Raw genomic sequence first — 16,740 nt, forward strand, 5'->3', positions numbered from 1 at the left:
GTTATACAACGACTTGTCTCCATAAATGCAATAAATCCAGTCTTTTACTCTCTCGTTCAATACATGTCTCATAAAGAGAAATTATATTTCATAATATATAAAATCTAGTATGAAGTCAAGATATAGTTTCACTCCCACAAAAACGCCTCAAATCCCGTACTTCTCCATCTGATCGAGGAAAGAACGGGATTTAAGATTCAGACCAAGCTGATGATCCATAAAAGCACGCATCAGCTTTTTGATCTCATCACGGGTAGACTCACTCACTGATATATTTCCCAAGCGCTGCAGATCCAACTGTGCGAACAAACATAACAATTTCAGAGCCTTTGGACTTACTGACATCGCTGGAGGATCGAAATGTTTGCATGCACGACACAAGACGCCACCAAGTCTTGGACTTATAAACAACTGCTCATCTGGCCGCTCCTGATTGCAGGAGATACACTCATCGAACTGCGGACCATATCCGGATGCCTGTAATATTTTCATTTCGTACAGACTTGTAATAACAACCGGATCTTTCTCTTCCTTCAATGCCTGCAGACACGCCTTTAATTGTTTGAACCAAAATGTACCTGTCTCTTCATCCTGAAGCACGCGATCCAATAGTTCACACGCATAAGAGGCATAAGAGGCCTTGACCAGATCTTCACGCAACTCATGATAGGATTCAACAATTTCTCCAGCATTCAGTGTGCCTAGACCAGTATTGCGAAAATATACATATTGACCATACGTAAACGGCTGCACCAGTGCAGCATGTCGGCTCTTGGGCTTTTTGGCACCGCGGACGAGTACCCCTACTTTCCCGCCGCTTTCGGTGCAAAGCGTAATGATTTTGTTCCCTTCGCCGTAGTCCATGCTGCGGATGACAATCCCTTCCACCCTGTATAGCATGCCTCGTCACCTAACCATTCCCGAATCAGCCAATTATCCTTCGGCTTCTTCATCTTCAATCACTTCCCTTGCATGATCCGACTCCTGTCCTAACGAGTTACACGCCTCGGTATATAACAAATAGGACTCCACATCCCCCGTCATCGCAAAAACCTTCCACGAAAAATCTCGCATCGGAATTTCATCCTCTCTTCGGAAATGACGTCTGCATCTACCAAATAGGATGGAGTCTTACAAGGTAAACTATGTGTTGCAATTACTGGATACAATTCCGGTGATTATTCGCGGCCAAAGCCAAGGTCACGCAGAACTCGATCCTGATTTCTCCAGTCTTTTTTCACTTTAACCCACAGGTCCATGAAAATTTTGGAGCCAAGCAGGTTTTGAATATCATGACGAGCTCGTTTACCCACTTCTTTCAAGAGGGCACCCTGTTTCCCGATGATGATCCCTTTTTGCGAATCCCGTTCCACAAAAATGACGGCTGAGATATAAACGACACCGTTATCTTGTACTTTCATATCCTCAATCGTTACAGCAATCGAGTGTGGTACTTCTTCGCGAGTCATCTGCAAAATTTTCTCACGGATCAATTCCGCACATACAAACTGCTCAGGATGGTCAGTAACCTGGTCATCAGGATAGTACTGTGGACCTTCTGGCAAATACTTGCCGAGCTGTTCCAATAAGGTGCTTACATTACTGCCGAGCATGGCAGAAACAGGCACGATTTCAGCGAAATCATGTAACTTACGATACTCCTCGATAAGAGGAAGCAGCGCTTCCGGCTCGATTTTGTCAATTTTATTCATGACAAGAATGACAGGTGTACGGATATTTTTCAACTGTTCCGCAATGTAACGGTCACCGCCACCCATACCTTCCGAAGCGTCAATCAGGAACAGTGCTGCTTCCACTTCTCCGAGCGTGTTCAGAGCAGTCTGGTTCATGTAATCGCCAAGCTTGGATTGACGTTTGTGAATCCCCGGTGTGTCGAGGAATACGATTTGCTGATGTTCGGATGTATACACACCATGAATTTTATTACGAGTCGTTTGCGGCTTGTCCGACATGATAGCAATTTTCTGTCCGATAACCTGGTTCATCAATGTGGATTTACCTACGTTCGGACGTCCAATAATAGCTACAAAACCGGATTTAAATGCTTGTTTTTTCATATGTTCCTCCTCAGGCGCCTAGGCCTGGAATATTGGTTTATTTTTTGGCAGAATTCAGATCAGAAGGCCCAAAAGCCCAAGGTAACAGTTCAGCAACGGTGGTCTCTTGCAGATCACCTTTCATGTTTCCCAAGATAACTTTCATATCGGGTTCACATAGTTCGTACATAACCTGACGACATACACCACATGGAGCAATCGGACCATCTGTATCTCCCACAATGGCAATCGCTTTGAAGCTGCGAGGCTTCTGCCCACCTGCAATGGCACTGAACATCGCTGTACGCTCAGCACAGTTGCCTGGGGTATACGCAGCATTCTCAATATTACAACCATGATGCACATGTCCTTCACTGTCAAGCAAAGCTGCACCTACACCAAAATGGGAGTAAGGCGTGTACGCCTTCGTACGTGCCTTAATTGCCTCCTGCATTAGCAAACCATTATCCATTATTATTCTCTCCCTTAGGGTGCAATATAAAGTTACTACCTAGGAATTAAGTTCAACCAAAGCCAAATTTACACTAGCCACTCCGCGTCCAGAATAACCCTTCGATCGCTGTTATCCCCAGATTTTTTGATTCACTTTTTTAAAGTGAAAATCCGGGGATAAAGGCGAACGCTTCGCTTCTACAGGTTTATTTCTGTCCTCTTCGTTATCGTGTAATGTCTACAAGTTCAACTTAAAAAAGGTCTAACTTTACAAAGTTGTGTAGTATTAAAATCAAAACAAAACGAATCAAAACAAAGTTAATACAAAATCAGTACAAACCTAACCAGTTCATCACCGGCTTCATAAAAACAATACAACCGATGATGACGGCGAATACCGCAGCCAGCAGAACTGCCCCGGCCGCGGTATCCTTCGCCGCTTTTGCCAGCGGATGGATATGGGGATGTGCCAAATCAACTGCTGCCTCTACAGCCGTGTTCATCAGTTCAGTCACCAGGACCAAAAAGACAGCGGTCAGCACAAACATCCAATCCGTTCTTGAGATTTTGAAAAAAAAGCCGGCTGCACACATCAAAATAGCCACTCCCGTGTGAACTCTCACATTACGCTGAGTCCGCAACCCATATGCGATTCCTTCCGCAGCATTGCGGAATACCAGACCCCAGGAGCGCCTTTTCATTATCGTGTCAACCCGGCCTGGGCCAATACCGCTTCTTGTTTACCCATCATTTCAGCCTCACTTGCTTCATCCTGATGGTCATATCCGAGCAGGTGTAAGAAACCATGGACAAACAGAAAACCAAGTTCACGTTCAAATGAGTGTCCATACTCCTCACTTTGCAGGATGGTCCGTGGTACGGAAATGATGATGTCTCCAAGAACATCCGGCATCTCTTCCATTTCTTCATCTTCGTCAAGCTCATAGATAATATCAAGCTCTTCATCCACCGTTTCGTTCATCGCAAAAGACAATACATCTGTAGGACGGTCAATACCACGATAATCACGGTTCAACTCATGGATCTGCTCATCGTTCACAAAAGTCAGAGCCACTTCCCCGTCTGCAACACCTTCCGCTTCTCCGGCGAGATTCAGCAACTGTTCCAGCATTGCAATCATCGGTTCTGTAATTTCTTTATCCTGTTGTTCATTATTCCATGCCAGATTAAGACTCATTCTTTCATAACTCCTGTCTGCTCAATATTAGAGGTTGTTCAAAAAGTGAAATCAACCCGCTTCGGGTGAAGTCGGCTTTGGTTTCTTAATCTCCTCGGGATATTCTATCCTGGAGTGGAAGATACCCATCACCGTTTCCTTCAATGTTCTGGCAACAATATCCAGTTCGCGCATCGTAAGGTCACAATCATTGAATTGATGATCGTCCAACCGACCTTTAATAATCTTCTCAATCATGGACTCCACTTGCTCCACAGTCGGTTTGCGCAAAGATCTCACAGCAGCCTCCACACTATCGGCAATGCCAACAATAGCTGATTCCTTGGACTGAGCCTTCGGCCCAGGGTAACGGAAATCTTCTTCCGTGAAATCAGGTTCAACGCCTGCTTCTTCCGCCTGACGCAGTGCTTTGTGATAGAAATAGTGGAGAAAAGTCGTTCCGTGATGCTGTTCCGCAATATCCCGAATAGGTCTTGGCAGCTTGTAATCCTTCTGCATTTCCACCCCATCGCGCGCATGGGCAACGATAATGGATTTGCTCAGTTTGGGATCAATTGAATCATGCGGATTCTCCATATTGTTCTGATTCTCAATAAAATAGATGGGGCGCTTCGTCTTGCCAATATCATGATAATATGAACCCACTCGGCAGAGCAATCCGTTAGCTCCAATGGCTTCTGCTGCAGCTTCGGACAGATTCCCTACCATAACGCTATGATGATAGGTACCCGGGGTCTCCGTAAGCAACTTGCGCAAAAGCGGATGGTTCGGATTAGACAGTTCCACCAGTTTGAGCGCTGACAAAATGCCAAATGAAGTTTCGAAAAACGGCATCAGCCCAATGACCAATATGGCAGTTAATACGCCACCTGCAAATGCAAACCCAACGCCATACAGTGTCGTGGTTCGGTTCCAGTCTCCTGAGTCAATCAAAGCCAGGGTGAAGACGGCTATCGACCCGAACAGGCAGACCATAATGGCCCCTTTCAGGATCGTTGATCGCTGACTAGCCTTATGGGTTGCGAAGATCGCAACAAACGAAACGACTACGGCGAAGAACCCTAGTTCGAAGTCAAAAAGCTGACCCTGATGCGTGTTCAATATGATACTAGACAACATACCGATTAATATCGAACATACAAAGGCAAGCGACGTATCCAGCAACAGCGCAATTAACATCGCCCCTACCGCAACAGGTGCAAGGAAGCCCACATACGACCTCTCATTGGTTTGAATAATCGCCGTCACATGCATAACCACTATCGTAATAATAAAAATGAGAACAAGCATCAATAGCTGCGCATTATTATATTTGAAATGCGTTCCGCTGCATTGCTGAATATACATCAGAATTGCTGCCGACAACAGGCAGGAAAACATAAGAAGACCAAGCTGTGGCCAGTAGTTCACTTCATTTTTCAGCAAATCATTCTCATCCAGCAACGTATACATCTCCGGGGTGATCATCTCACCTTTGGCTACTAAGGTGTCCCCTTGCTTGATAAAGACGGTTTGCGTGTTCTCACGCGCCTGAACTTTCGCTTCCTTGGTTCCCTCTTCATCGTAGAAGCGGTTAGCGGTCACTACGAGGCGGGCAAGTTCTTGCACGACCTCACGTTGCGTACGCTTACTAAGAGAGCTGACACTCACCATCTCAGCTACTTTGGCACGGGCAGTGGTTGCATCGCTAATCTGATCCGTCATTAAACGGGCAACAATATCCCTCGCAACTGGTTTCATCTCCTGGATATCATCCGATGTCAGACGCGAGATTTTGATGTAAGTTTCTTCGGGAATACGGTAGCTTTGCTCCTGTACCACGTTTCTGATCTCTTCTAACAGAGTCTCGGAGTATGTACCGGCTTTCCGATTATTATTGATATAGTTGGTCACAAAGTCCTTCTGACGCTGCGGAATTTCATCCCGATAAATATCAATCTTGTCCTGACTTGAAATCTGATCATCCTGATTCAATCGATCTACACGATCAAGCAGGGTCGTCATCAGATTTTCATTTCGCATCTGCACAATCTGAAATATCGGCTGTACCCGTTCAGCAGCTTCTTCCTGTGCTTTAAGTGTGGCCTTGTTGTTCGGAATCTGCATGGGCGCAGCAATATCCACTTCACTCCGTGTTCCTTCCTGAATATCATACCGCTCAGGGAGCAGCTTGGAAGCCAGACTCACGTAGAAAAGAATCACCAGAAACAAAAACAGAAGATAGCGTGCCCACACGCTATACTTCCATCCTGTAGCCTTATTCTGAAAAGATTTGCCTTTTGACGTTTCCTTCGAGGTCACTTTAGACAATCCCTTTCTATGCTTGATTTTCTGCGGCGTGGTTGTAAGCCACGATAATTTTCTGGACGAGAGAATGCCGCACAACATCTTGTTCGGCAAAATGCACAAATCCGATCTCTTCAACTTCGTTCAAGATCGTATTCGCTTCCACAAGCCCGGATTTCTTACCACGCGGTAAATCAATCTGTGTCACGTCTCCGGTGATGACCATTTTGGAGCCAAAACCAAGACGGGTCAGAAACATCTTCATCTGTTCCGGCGTTGTGTTCTGTGCTTCATCGAGAATGATGAACGAGTCATCCAAGGTACGCCCCCGCATGTAGGCGAGTGGTGCAATTTCGATTAACCCACGCTCCAGTGCCTTCGCGGTCTGTTCTTGTCCCATAACGTCATACAGGGCGTCGTACAGCGGTCGCAGATACGGGTCTACCTTTTCTTGAAGATCACCTGGCAAAAACCCAAGACTCTCTCCTGCTTCAACAGCAGGCCGTGTGAGTACAATGCGTTTGACGCTGCCCTCTTTGATTGCGGCAACGGCCAGTACAACAGCCAGGTAGGTTTTACCCGTACCGGCAGGACCAATGCCAAATACAATATCACGTTTTTTAATTGTAGTTACATAGTGCTTCTGTCCAATGGTTTTAACACGGATTGGTTTACCTCGGTATGTCGTCGTAATCTCGCCCTTGAACAGATCCAATAGCTGGTCTGCCCGCATATCCTTGGCAAGTTCAATCGCATACTTCACATCTCTTTCAGTTAACACATATCCGTTGCGTATCAATTGCAGTAACACATCAAATAATTGTTCAAGCGATTCCACTTGCTGTGCGTTGCCGAAAATCACAATCTCCGCTTCACGGGATGCAATCTGGGCGGGAATCTCGGATTCAATCAGTTTAAGAAAAGTATCTTGGGGTCCAAAAAGAGACTGACCCTCTCCCGCACTCTGGAGCGAGATTTGTATGCTGCGTGTTTGCTCTGACAAATATCCTCATTCTCCTTGACTATGGACTAGCGGAAGTTCCTCCGCAATGCTTTCTTCTACTTCAAATAAGACTTTCATATAAACTTTACCATTCTCTTTCTTCTCATGCAAAATTTTTTCACTTATAATTTTCGTTCCTTTACCGTTTTTGGCGATAATGTCGTTCCTTGCTCCTTCCAATCCTTTCGTTCTGGCCCATTCTATCGTCTGCTGTTCCTCATGCTCTCGGGTCTCCAGATCTTTCTCTGTCAGCCAACCCATCGGAAGTGTGAAGGATCGCCACGTCAATGGTCTGTGATTACTCTCGGTATCAAATGAACTGAACGGTGTACTTCCGTACCCCCACAGTTGGATCGCCCATTTTCCCAGTACCATGTAAAAACGTTCTTTGCTCTCACCTGTCATGGTGTTATGTTTTTGCACCAACGGGACCTCTACCTGATACTCACGCCATACCAGACCACGAACTTCGCCTTTGGCAACGATGGTTTTGGTGTTCTCCTCATCCCCGAGAATCCCCGAGATTAATACCTGGCCCTTTTTGACACGCATGTCCTTCTGAACAACAGGGCGCCCCTGCTCCGCGTAGATTTGAATGACGACAGCATCTGACTTGCTGATCAGATGTCTGGGATTCAGTAACGGCTCGCGCTTAGGTTGCGCCGATTCCACGACCTGAATGGTAATGGTTGTCCCCTCTTTGCTCACACCAATCCAGGTTACATCCGGAAGAGCGAGTGCAAGCTGTCTGGAGAGCTTGTCTTGGCTTGGTAAGCGGAACCCCCATTGGAAAGGATATATCCCCTCTTTCTTCGCTGCTGCGAGCACCTCGTCCGTAGGAATGGTAACGTTACCCTTGACCTCCACATCCCATACCATGGACGACAACGCAAACAAAGCTGCCACAAAAAACAGCATTCCCCCAAGAAAGAACTTCCTACGTAATAGTCGAGCTGCAAAAAAAGGGAAACCGCTGCGATGGGTCACTTTCACCCTGCAGCCTGTCCGTTTCAACACAGGACGCAACCTGAAAAAATGCGGCAGCAGAATGTTCATCTCTGCCACGCGTCCATCGTGAGCACGCAGGTTCCACACTTCCAGTCCCTGCTCTGCCACTGTGTTGATCAATGTTTCAATGTCTCCCCCAGTGACCGTGATTCGGACTGCTCCCCGCAGTTTATACAGACTGGGCTGCTTCATCCGTTCCCCTCCACTCCATTCATATGAATATCCAGAATCGTTCCTTCAACAGCTACTTCATCCGGCAAAATGTTACGTATCACCAAGGCATTTCCTTTGATCTCCAATTGGCCTTGGGAAAGAGCCAACACGATGCGATCCGGGGTGAAATGGATGACACCGCGATGATTCTCTATATACAGTTGCTTACTGCCGATCAGGGTTAACCGTGGCATATCATAAAGCACATCCTGCGGCAGATCCAACACTTCACTCGTCCATCTGCGCAGCTTGCGGCTGATCCGGGTCATTCGAAGGTCTTCCCCCTTCCTCTACAGTTCAACTTATGCGCAGATTCATGAATTTATGAAAATTCCGGGGCGTGTTAGATACGAATGTTGAGAAAAATGGATAGAAAACAGAAAAAGCCGTCTCCGGCGGCTTTATGCTCACCAGAGACGGCTCTATTTCCGTCCAACAACTTAACTTGTTTACAGTTTCCCTCTTGTACCAAACGGTTGCTTGGAACGGGGTGGACCCAATACTTCTGCCCATATGACGCCCGTACGAATATCTCCAGGACGAAGTTGGGAATTCCCCGAATCGCTTGTGTCAACTTGATCCCAACTAGAATCAGACACAACTGGTTTGTTCGAAGGAGAAAAGCGATTTAGCCTTTCATGAATCAAACGTTGTTGCTTTTCAAATTCTTTGTTCTGTTGGTCAAGTGAACGTTCCATTGCTCCACTGAAATCTCGACTACCTACCTCATCTAAAGTACGTGAAGAAGTTACAGGTCCTACATTAGGCTGATTGTGAGGAGCTTCATCATACTGGTTTTCATAAGGTTCATCATACTGATTGTCATAGGTTTCATCGTAACGAGTCTCACCCGCAGCCTCAGTCCGCGAAGATTGTTGCTTAGAGGTCTGCGCGGGTGAACGGTGGGAGTCGCCACTGCCACCGAAGGTTGGCATCCCGTTTCCAGGTCGCTTTTTGTTCGGATCAGCCGATTTGGCAGCTTTTCCCAAGAAGGAAAAGAGGGCAAAACCGATAACAGCTACAATATACAGATTATTAAAAATCCATTCAAATAGGCCCATATGCACTCACCGCCTATCTTCCGTTTTTGGAATCACCCTGATCGTTGGAATTCGAACCTTCACCAGGTTTTCCCAATGTATTGCGCATTTGAGTATCCGCTTCAATATTTTTGAGATTCATGTAATCCATAACACTAATTTTACCATTACGCAAAGCCTCTGCCATTGCAAGTGGCACTGCAGATTCTGATTCAACTACGCGTGCTCTCATTTCTACAACGCGTGCTTTCATCTCTTGCTCTTGGGCCACAGCCATCGCACGGCGCTCTTCTGCTTTTGCCTGAGCGATGCGCTTATCGGCTTCTGCCTGCTCTGTCTGCAAGAAGGCACCAATGTTTTTACCTACATCAACGTCTGCAATATCAATAGACAAAATCTCAAAAGCAGTCCCTGAATCCAGTCCTTTGGACAAGACCGTACGAGAGATCATATCCGGATTTTCAAGAACGTCTTTGTGGGAGTTGGAGGAACCATTCGTACTTACGATACCTTCACCGACACGGGCAATAATCGTCTCTTCACCAGCACCACCGACAAGTCGGTCAATATTGGCACGAACTGTAATTCTTGCTCGAACATTGACTTCAATACCATCTTTGGCTACTGCAGAAACGACTGGAGTTTCAATTACACGAGGATTTACACTCATTTGTACGGCTTGCAATACGTCACGACCTGCGAGGTCAATGGCAGCAGCACGTTCAAATTCGAGTGGAATGTTCGCACGTTGTGCAGCAATCAGAGCGTTTACAACACGGTCAACGTTACCACCAGCCAGGAAGTGACTTTCCAGTTGGTTCATTGAGAGTTTAAGACCTGCTTTAGTAGCTTTGATCATTGGATTAACGATACGGCTAGGCGTCACACGTCTCAGTCTCATCGCAACCAGTGTAATAATACTTACACGTACGCCGGATGCAATCGCCGAAACCCAGAGCATAACTGGGAAAAAGCTGAAGAATACGCTCAATACGATAATACCCACTACCGCAATGAGCAAAATCGTGATTGTAGATGTGTCCATGTGATAATTCCTCCATTTGCAATTTAAATTTTTAAAAACATGTCATAGCATAATTTCATGAAACTGCTGCTGTATTCAACTGCTTCACCACACTGGCAGCTTCAGCTCAAGTGGTTATGTACATTGCCGAAGCGTTAATCCGCTTCGACAACAAAGCGAGTTACACCGGCAATGCTTGTTGAACGACAATCCGGGTACCTTCCGCTTTAATCACAATAATCGGTGTGTCAACCGGAATGAAGTCTCCATCAGATACAACGTCAATTCGCTCCCCTTCAAACATTGCTGTTCCAGAAGGACGAAGCGGTGTCAAGCTGATTCCTTGCAGACCAACCAGCTCTTTGCGCTCTGTGGCTGATGAATAACCCCGATCCGCAGACATACTGTCACTCAGGATGAACCGATTCCATATTCCTCGATCCTTAAAGATAATTGAGATAATCGCGATGACTACCAGCGCCGCTCCAAAAGCAATACCCAAAGATACAAATGCATCACTCGTATCATAAGCAGCCCTTACAACACCGGCAACAAGTGCAATGGATCCCAAAATCCCCAGAATACCTAAGCTTGGAATAAACATCTCCAGAATCATCATGATGAGTCCGACGGTAAATAGCACCCATGTCTCTGCTCCGGCAAATCCCGCAATGTAATTACCCGAGAAATACAACACGAAACATACGATACCTACAATACCAGGAACTCCAAACCCAGGAACAATCAATTCAATGATCACACCTGCGATTCCGAGAAATAATAGCACAGTCATGACAACCGGATTGGTAAGAAACGATGAGATATTCTCCGCTGTTGTTCGTTCTACCTTAAATACGTCATCCTGACTGTAACCGAGCCAAGATGCGGCCTCTTCCGGTGTGTTGCTGATGTGGTCGGCATAACCAACTTTCAGCGCTTCTTCAGCCGAGAGAGCAATAATTTCACCTTTTTGCTTGGTTTTATTGATCTCTGGCATTTCAACAACGATGTTAACATCCGTCATTCCAGCTGCAATCTTGCCATCACGACCACTGATTTCAGCTGCTCCCTGCATTTTGCTTTTCCAGAATGCAACAAGCTTTGGATCATCAACATGTTTACCCGTACTGTCCACCATAGCTGCCGCACCGATCATACTGCCTGGTGACATTACGATCTTATCTGCATTCAGGGCCAGAAAACTTCCGGCTGAAGCAGCATCTCCACGGACAAATGCAACAGTCTCAATCGGACTGTCCTTGATCAGGGTACCCAACGCTTCCGCAGTGTCGACACGGCCTCCCGGCGTATTGATATCAAGAACGATCAGGCCAGCGTTCATCTTTTCCGCTTCCTTGAACCCGCGTTCCATGAACTTGCCAAGTCCCTGCTCGATTGGTTTATCAACCGGAATAATATATACGGCGCCACTCTTCTCAGCTGCATGCGCTGACGGTGATCCAATCCAGACAGGAAGCAACAGCGTCAGCAGCATTAAGAGCATCAATGGCCCCGTAAGCTTCTTCCGGCGCTTTCCCTTCACAATAGTCCCCCCTTTTCCATTAATGTTATACTGTCCAGCTTATGGTATTTATTACGTGCAATGCAACATTTCGTTTCAAAATCTTAAAATTATATTTGAAAACTTGATCAATTGCAAGAATATAAAACCATAATAATATATATTAACCATTAAAAAGAAATTTCTCTATCAAAAAGGACATCATGCTTTCTGGTAAATGGAAAAAACACCTTCTGACAGGTCAGAAGGTGTTTATTGATTTGCTTTATTGCAGAAATTGTTGAACTGCTTGATTCACCAGTTTGCCGTCCGCTTTGCCTTTAACTTTCGGCATAAGGGCCGCCATAACTTTCCCCATCTCGGCTTTCGAAGAAGCACCGGTTTCCTGGATGGTCTGCTGTACAATAACTTTAATTTCTTCTTCGGAAAGTTGTGCGGGAAGGTACTGGATGAGTACTTCAATTTCCGCTTTTGCATTTGCCGCGAGGTCTTCACGGCCCGCTTTGTCAAATTCTTGGAGGGCATCTTTGCGCTGTTTGATTTCACGACTCAGAATATCAAGCACTTCGTTGTCATCCAAATCTCTTTTCAAATCTATTTCAAGATTCTTGATCGTCGAACGAATCAACCGAATGTTGGAGAGTCTGAACTTGTCCTTACTCTTCATCGCTTGCTTCATATCTTCGTTCAATCGTTCGCTAAGATTCATGTAGTTAAAATCCTCCTAAAACTTTCTCTTACGAGCAGCCTCGGACTTTTTCTTGCGCTTTACGCTTGGCTTCTCATAATGCTTACGTTTCTTCACCTCAGCCAATACGCCATCTTTAGCGATGGAGCGTTTAAAACGACGAAGTGCAGCATCAATAGTCTCGTTTTTGCGAACTTTAGTTTCAGACACCAGTTTTCCCTCCCTCCGACCAGACCGTCCAAGAGCAATAACACGGTTCATCATCTTTCATTATAGGCGAAAGGTAATAAAGGTGTCAACCTCAATGTAATGATCACTTATTTATATGAGCGTTTGGTCACATATCCATGGACTTCATGCATATGACTAAATCCTCAATAGTAGTACCCATTAGCTCGTTTATTGGTGAGAATCCGACAGACTTGTCAACACGCCAAGTCTTGTACCACCCAACAAATGATAATGCAGATGATGAACAGTTTGTTCTCCATCCTTACCACAATTGTTGATTAGGCGATATCCTGTTTCCTCCACGCCAAGACGCTTGGCTGCTTCTTGAGCAGCCAGATGAATCTCACCGATCAAAGGCAGATCTTCTGCAGTAACTTCATTCATGGAAGCAATATGTTTCTTCGGAATGATAAGCACATGTGTCGGTGCAGCGGGCTGGATGTCGTGAAACACGATAACATGGTCATTCTCCAGTACTTTATTGGAGGGAATGGTGCCCTCTACAATTTTGCAAAATAAGCAATCCATAGTTCATACCCTCCTTTGTATTCCAATGTATGTATTCCCTTCTATCATACTAGAAGTAAAAACCCACGTCCAATCTCTAGCACACAATCAGGTAATCTAGGTCAACTCTCCATTCCCCTGCCTCTCAATGATCTATTTCCATAGATTGCAGGTGATGAGACAACAATAGGAATTCATCATAATCAGTCAAATAAAGAGGTATGTATTACAGACCATTTTATCGAAATATGGTTTTAATACGCACTTTTTCCGAGTAAACCAATATGTATAATTAATGAATGTAAAAAAGGAGTTTGGTTAATTTGACCGTTTATCAACATGTACAGGAACTTATAGGTAATACGCCGCTACTTGAATTAACCCGTTATCCATTACCGGAAGGAATCCGCCTATTCGCCAAACTGGAATTCATGAATCCTGGAGGAAGTGTGAAAGACCGGATCGGCAAGTTTTTATTGGAGCAGGCCTTGGCACGAGGAGATGTTAAGCCAGGTGGAACGGTGATTGAAGCTACTGCCGGCAATACAGGCATTGGTCTTGCAATGGCAGCTGTAGGCCTAAATCTAAATGTCATTTTCACGGTACCTCAAAAGTTCAGCGTCGAGAAGCAGCAATTGATGAAAGCCCTCGGAGCTACGGTCGTGAACACCCCCACCTCAGAAGGAATGACCGGTGCCATACGTAAGGCGGAATCGCTTGCGAGAGAAATACCGGGTTCGTATATTCCAGGTCAGTTCTCCAATGTGGATAACCCGCTCGCACATTATGAACATCTGGGCCCTGAGATTTGGTGTGATCTGAACGGACAGGTGCATATATATGTCGCCGGAGCCGGGTCTGGCGGAACCTTTATGGGAGGATCTCGCTATTTGAAGGAGCAAAACCCGTTAATCAAAACATGTATCGTAGAACCCGAAGGTTCGATTCTCGCAGGAGGTCCCTCGGGACCTCATCGTACAGAAGGAATAGGCGTCGAAACGTTATCTCCTTTTATGGATGTGAATTATTTTGATGCCATTCATACGATCTCAGATGAAGATGCCTTTGAGCGGGTCAAGGATCTAGCCCTGTTGGAAGGACTACTGGTAGGAAGTTCCTCAGGTGCAGCTATGCAAGCCGCATTAAACGAAGCCGTTCACGCAGCTCCTGGAAGTAACATCGTCGTTATTTTCCCGGATAGCAGCGAACGGTATTTAAGCCAAAATATCTATAATGGAGGACAATAAAATGAGATCCAAAACAAAGCTGATTCATGCAGGAATTGTTGGTGATCCACATACTGGTGCAGTGAGTGTACCGATCTATCAAGTAAGCACGTATGAGCAGGAATCGGTTGGTGTACACAAAGGATACGAGTATTCACGTACAGGGAACCCTACCCGTCATGCGTTGGAAGAAGTCATTAAAGAGCTGGAGGATGGCGTTCGAGGTTTTGCTTTTAGTTCGGGAATGGCTGCAATTCACGCTGCATTGTCGCTGTTGAAAACTGGAGATCACGTCATTCTGACGGATGATGTATACGGCGGGACCTATCGCATTTTCACCAAGGTGCTGAATCGTCTGGGGATCGAGTCTTCCTTTGTAGATACAACATCACTAAAAGCACTGGAGCAGACTTTGCAAACCAATACAAAGGCCATTTATGTAGAAACACCTACTAATCCGTTACTCAAGGTCACCGATATTGCTGCTGTAGCGAACTGGTCGAAACAACATGAACTGCTGTTCATCGTGGACAATACGTTTAGTACGCCTTATTGGCAAAACCCGCTGGCTCTAGGGGCAGATATTGTACTGCATTCTGCAACGAAATATATCGGTGGTCATAGTGATGTCGTGGCAGGACTTGCGGTTGTTAACAGCGAGCAACTTGGAGAAGATCTGCATTTTATCCAAAATGCAATCGGCGCAGTCCTGGGACCTATGGATTCCTGGCTACTAATGCGCGGTCTGAAAACGTTGGGATTGCGCATGGAAGCGCAAGAACGTAATACAGAGCAGATTGTGACATTTTTGAATCAGCACCCGACAGTGAGCAAAGTCTATTATCCCGGGTTGCCCGACCATCCGCAGCACAAGCTCGCTTCCACGCAAGCAAGAGGATATGGCGGTATGGTTTCCTTTGATGTAGGTAGTGCTGAAAAAGTAGATGATGTGTTAAGCAAAGTCCGTTATTTCACATTGGCTGAAAGCCTGGGTGCGGTGGAAAGTCTAATATCTGTACCTGCCCGAATGACACATGCTTCCATTCCCTATGAACGTCGGCAAGAATTGGGGATCACGGATGGTTTGATTCGTATCTCCGTTGGGATCGAGGATGTGGAGGATTTACTTGAGGATTTGAAATCTGCATTAAGTTAAGGGCATTTTGAAGTCCCATGCTGGCTGATACAGCGAATGGGAAGTTGACGATGTTCTAAGGAACACAGGACGTCTTAATTCGGGTTCAGGCCCTCATTTCAAATTATAAGGAACATCAGACACGTTATTTCCCAAAATAACCTCACAACAATGCTGAAAATGGCTGTTTATCCGGTTATAGCGTGTCTCAGATTCGTTAGATTGCCGCTGACGCTTCAAAACCTTGAATAAGATGCCTCAGATTCGTCAGCGCTCACATCATGCTCTGTCCTCCAACCGTGAGCAAGAGAAAAGCCTCAATTCCACCCGAAGCGAACTTCTTATCGGAATAGAGAATTAAATAGAGAATTAAAGCCATGCGGTGTCTTGATTGTTTGCTTACACATGGGCATATTCTCTCTTTTCGTATATTCAGAATACGATTCGCCGTTTGCTGCTACGAACACGTTAAGGCTCGCTTCTGCTTTCAGCAGGTTTAACTACATGCGGTGTGCCATCCGTTCATCATCGACCTTACACTAATTAGGTTCAAAAAAAGGGCATGCCTTACAGAAATTCGCTTCTGCACAGGCATGACCTTTTGGATGTTCGGTATGTTGCCTGTTGTATTGCAATGATGGTCGCGATACATTAGGCTGAGACTCCGTATGTGATAAGACTTCCCTATTTCATACTGTACGGTACCTTTGAATGAAACATCCATCCTCAGTTTGTTCTTTTCAAAAACTTTCATAAGATTCATGAGAATGAATCACTGTAGTTATGCCTGTATTTTTCAATTTCAATAGTACGGTAAAAGGGTTAATGCTGTTAGCGCAAATAACGGGAGCACCAGACGGTTAAAACGTCTACGGCCATAACCATAATACGGATAAGGCGTAGGGTAGCCGTAACCTGGATAAAATCCGCGAGTATGACCTATTGGATAGTTCCCTCCAGGCATTGCATTTGGAGCCCAGTTCGCATGATTCACCATGGCTTCCGGTCCAACGGGAACAGCCAGGTAGATCATTTCGTCATCCACATTTTCCATGATGCCATCGTAATGCATACCGTCATTCATCTGTACACATACATAACGGTGCATGTGTTCCTTGCATAATTTCTTCGCTTCCACTTTTTCCACTT

At 45.5% G+C, this 16,740-nt stretch carries 19 protein-coding genes; 2 read left to right on the forward strand and 17 right to left on the reverse strand.

From position 1 onward, the window contains the following. Nucleotides 1-147: 147 nt before the first annotated feature. The 16 genes from recO to AB4111_RS16505 form a co-directional block, all read right to left on the reverse strand. Nucleotides 148-900, reverse strand: a complete 753-nt coding sequence (recO, locus tag AB4111_RS16430; RefSeq protein WP_442032372.1) for a DNA repair protein RecO — start codon at nucleotides 898-900, stop codon at nucleotides 148-150. Between the two features lie 33 nt (nucleotides 901-933). Continuing rightward, on the reverse strand, nucleotides 934-1,074 hold the full coding sequence (locus AB4111_RS16435) for a YqzL family protein (protein WP_091013993.1): 141 nt from the start codon (nucleotides 1,072-1,074) through the stop codon (nucleotides 934-936). Between the two features lie 104 nt (nucleotides 1,075-1,178). Continuing rightward, nucleotides 1,179-2,078: a GTPase Era gene (gene era / locus AB4111_RS16440; RefSeq protein WP_145151051.1), complete on the reverse strand. Its 900-nt coding sequence runs from the start codon at nucleotides 2,076-2,078 to the stop codon at nucleotides 1,179-1,181. 37 nt (nucleotides 2,079-2,115) lie between these two features. Beyond that, nucleotides 2,116-2,529 carry a cytidine deaminase gene (locus AB4111_RS16445; protein ID WP_076211616.1) on the reverse strand — a complete coding sequence of 138 codons (414 nt, stop codon included), beginning with the start codon at nucleotides 2,527-2,529 and terminating at the stop codon, nucleotides 2,116-2,118. A 310-nt stretch (nucleotides 2,530-2,839) separates the two neighbouring features. Continuing rightward, nucleotides 2,840-3,211: a diacylglycerol kinase family protein gene (locus AB4111_RS16450; RefSeq protein ID WP_442032373.1), complete on the reverse strand. Its 372-nt coding sequence runs from the start codon at nucleotides 3,209-3,211 to the stop codon at nucleotides 2,840-2,842. Then, on the reverse strand, nucleotides 3,211-3,708 hold the full coding sequence (gene ybeY / locus AB4111_RS16455) for an rRNA maturation RNase YbeY (protein ID WP_036674804.1): 498 nt from the start codon (nucleotides 3,706-3,708) through the stop codon (nucleotides 3,211-3,213). Before ybeY ends, AB4111_RS16450 begins: the two co-directional genes overlap by 1 nt. 51 nt (nucleotides 3,709-3,759) lie before the next feature. Beyond that, nucleotides 3,760-6,009, reverse strand: coding sequence for an HD family phosphohydrolase (locus AB4111_RS16460; RefSeq protein ID WP_442032374.1), 2,250 nt, complete (start codon nucleotides 6,007-6,009; stop codon nucleotides 3,760-3,762). Nucleotides 6,010-6,025: 16 nt separating this feature from the next. Next, the gene (locus AB4111_RS16465; protein WP_215077563.1) at nucleotides 6,026-6,997 is read right to left on the reverse strand and encodes a PhoH family protein; all 972 of its coding nucleotides are present in this window, start codon (nucleotides 6,995-6,997) and stop codon (nucleotides 6,026-6,028) included. 6 nt (nucleotides 6,998-7,003) lie between these two features. Next, nucleotides 7,004-8,197: a sporulation protein YqfD gene (gene yqfD / locus AB4111_RS16470; RefSeq protein WP_442032375.1), complete on the reverse strand. Its 1,194-nt coding sequence runs from the start codon at nucleotides 8,195-8,197 to the stop codon at nucleotides 7,004-7,006. Beyond that, entirely contained in the window at nucleotides 8,194-8,487 is a 294-nt protein-coding gene (gene yqfC / locus AB4111_RS16475; RefSeq protein WP_253439401.1) for a sporulation protein YqfC, read from the reverse strand. Before yqfC ends, yqfD begins: the two co-directional genes overlap by 4 nt. A 180-nt stretch (nucleotides 8,488-8,667) precedes the next feature. Continuing rightward, nucleotides 8,668-9,279 carry a hypothetical protein gene (locus AB4111_RS16480; RefSeq protein ID WP_442032376.1) on the reverse strand — a complete coding sequence of 204 codons (612 nt, stop codon included), beginning with the start codon at nucleotides 9,277-9,279 and terminating at the stop codon, nucleotides 8,668-8,670. A 13-nt stretch (nucleotides 9,280-9,292) separates the two neighbouring features. Continuing rightward, the gene (floA, locus tag AB4111_RS16485; RefSeq protein WP_442032377.1) at nucleotides 9,293-10,303 is read right to left on the reverse strand and encodes a flotillin-like protein FloA; all 1,011 of its coding nucleotides are present in this window, start codon (nucleotides 10,301-10,303) and stop codon (nucleotides 9,293-9,295) included. A gap of 160 nt (nucleotides 10,304-10,463) precedes the next feature. After that, on the reverse strand, nucleotides 10,464-11,786 hold the full coding sequence (locus AB4111_RS16490; protein ID WP_442032783.1) for an NfeD family protein: 1,323 nt from the start codon (nucleotides 11,784-11,786) through the stop codon (nucleotides 10,464-10,466). A gap of 283 nt (nucleotides 11,787-12,069) precedes the next feature. Continuing rightward, a complete protein-coding gene (locus AB4111_RS16495) occupies nucleotides 12,070-12,513 on the reverse strand; it encodes a GatB/YqeY domain-containing protein (RefSeq protein ID WP_062835503.1) in 444 nt (147 codons plus the stop codon). Between the two features lie 15 nt (nucleotides 12,514-12,528). Beyond that, nucleotides 12,529-12,702 (reverse strand): 30S ribosomal protein S21, encoded by a 174-nt coding sequence (gene rpsU / locus AB4111_RS16500; RefSeq protein WP_005547957.1) that lies wholly within the window; start codon nucleotides 12,700-12,702, stop codon nucleotides 12,529-12,531. Nucleotides 12,703-12,891: 189 nt separating this feature from the next. Beyond that, nucleotides 12,892-13,251 (reverse strand): histidine triad nucleotide-binding protein, encoded by a 360-nt coding sequence (locus tag AB4111_RS16505; RefSeq protein ID WP_442032378.1) that lies wholly within the window; start codon nucleotides 13,249-13,251, stop codon nucleotides 12,892-12,894. 302 nt (nucleotides 13,252-13,553) lie between these two features. Between AB4111_RS16505 and AB4111_RS16510 the strand changes: the two genes are divergently transcribed. Together AB4111_RS16510 and AB4111_RS16515 are read left to right on the forward strand one after the other, a co-directional pair. Beyond that, entirely contained in the window at nucleotides 13,554-14,477 is a 924-nt protein-coding gene (locus AB4111_RS16510) for a PLP-dependent cysteine synthase family protein (RefSeq protein WP_442032379.1), read from the forward strand. Nucleotide 14,478: 1 nt separating this feature from the next. Then, a complete protein-coding gene (locus tag AB4111_RS16515; protein WP_442032380.1) occupies nucleotides 14,479-15,612 on the forward strand; it encodes a bifunctional cystathionine gamma-lyase/homocysteine desulfhydrase in 1,134 nt (377 codons plus the stop codon). 781 nt (nucleotides 15,613-16,393) lie between these two features. Here the strand turns inward: AB4111_RS16515 and AB4111_RS16520 are convergent. After that, the gene (locus tag AB4111_RS16520; protein ID WP_442032381.1) at nucleotides 16,394-16,738 is read right to left on the reverse strand and encodes a hypothetical protein; all 345 of its coding nucleotides are present in this window, start codon (nucleotides 16,736-16,738) and stop codon (nucleotides 16,394-16,396) included. Nucleotides 16,739-16,740 lie beyond the last annotated feature (2 nt).

Origin of the sequence: Paenibacillus sp. 2KB_22 (genome assembly GCF_052115745.1) — a bacterium.
Lineage (GTDB): Bacteria > Bacillota > Bacilli > Paenibacillales > Paenibacillaceae > Paenibacillus.